Genomic DNA, 1,201 nt, shown 5'->3' with positions numbered 1-1,201 from the left:
AATCGCACCCCTGCCCGCCACTTCATAGCCGACCGTGCCCAACAAGCGATTTGCCGACTGCGGACGAATGGTACCGCAGTTAGCCACGAGAAACGCCCCGGTGCCATAAGTGATCTTGGCGGTACCGGGCTCCAGGCAAGCTTGCCCCACAAGCGCCGATTGCTGATCGCCCGCCGCGGACAGGATCGGCAGCGCCTTGCCGAAGAGGCTTTCCTCGCTGGTGCCGAAATCATCAGCATTCTGTCGAATCTGCGGCAATATGCTCATCGGCACACCCAGCGTGGCGCACATCTTGCCGCTCCAGCCTCCAGTATCTCCGAGCCCAAGCCGATAAAGCAATGTTCGCGACGCGTTGGTGACATCGGTGACGTGCGAATTGCCTCCGGTCAGTTTCCAGATCAGGAAGCTCTCTACGGTTCCGAAAGCCAGTTCGCCTGCTTCGGCGCGGGCTCGGGCACCCTCCACATTGTCGAGCACCCATCCAATTTTGGTGCCGGAAAAATAGGGATCGATCAGCAGACCGGTCTCGTCCTGAACCGCCGCCTCATGACCCGCCTTGCGCAAAGCCTCGCACGTCTCGGCCGTGCGACGGTCCTGCCAGATGATTGCTGGCGCGATGGGTTTGCCCGTTGCGCGATCCCAGACCAGCGTCGTCTCACGCTGGTTGGTGATACCAATCCCGGCAATGCGGTCCACACCGCCCGCCTCGGCGATCGCTTTACGGCAGACATCCACCGTCTTGTCCCAGATCTCCTCGCCGTCCTGCTCGACCCAACCATCATTCGGATAGGACAGCGGCACTTCCTGTTGTGCGAGCGCGACCTCATTCAGATCGCGGTCAAATACAATCGCTCGCGTGGAAGTGGTGCCCTCATCAATGACGAGAATATAGTCGCCCATGTCGCCTGCCCTTCAGTGTTTCCGGCAGGATGGACCGGCGCGATGCGGAACGTCAACGCGCCGTGCGCTGCGCTCCGCGATCGCCGAACCACCAGAGGGTGGCTGCCGTTGCGGCAAAGGTGGAAGTTTCCACAATCTTGACCTGTTCGGCCTCCGGCGAGGCCACAAAGACCAACCAGGTGATGAGCCACAGCAACAAGGTCAGCACGGGCCGGGTCAGGGCGCGCACTGCATTCACCCAGGCATAGCTGTCGCCAATCGCGGCCTCGGCCTGAAGGGAGGCGGCGAGCCCCGCCCAGCT

The 1,201-nt window shown here is 61.9% G+C and carries 1 protein-coding gene and 1 pseudogene; both read right to left on the bottom strand.

Annotation, left to right across the window (positions count from 1 at the left end):
- On the bottom strand, window positions 1-900 hold a 900-nt coding region (locus tag B4F73_RS07585; RefSeq protein ID WP_290482912.1), incomplete at its 3' end, for an FGGY family carbohydrate kinase.
- 52 nt (window positions 901-952) lie between these two features.
- A pseudogene (locus B4F73_RS07580) lies at window positions 953-1,201 on the bottom strand (hypothetical protein); the annotation flags it as partial.

It is taken from the genome of Hyphomonas sp. UBA3601 (assembly GCF_002375605.1).
GTDB lineage: Bacteria > Pseudomonadota > Alphaproteobacteria > Caulobacterales > Hyphomonadaceae > Hyphomonas.
Note: the sequence above shows the minus strand (reverse complement) of the source record. Positions and strands in the feature narration are given on the sequence as shown.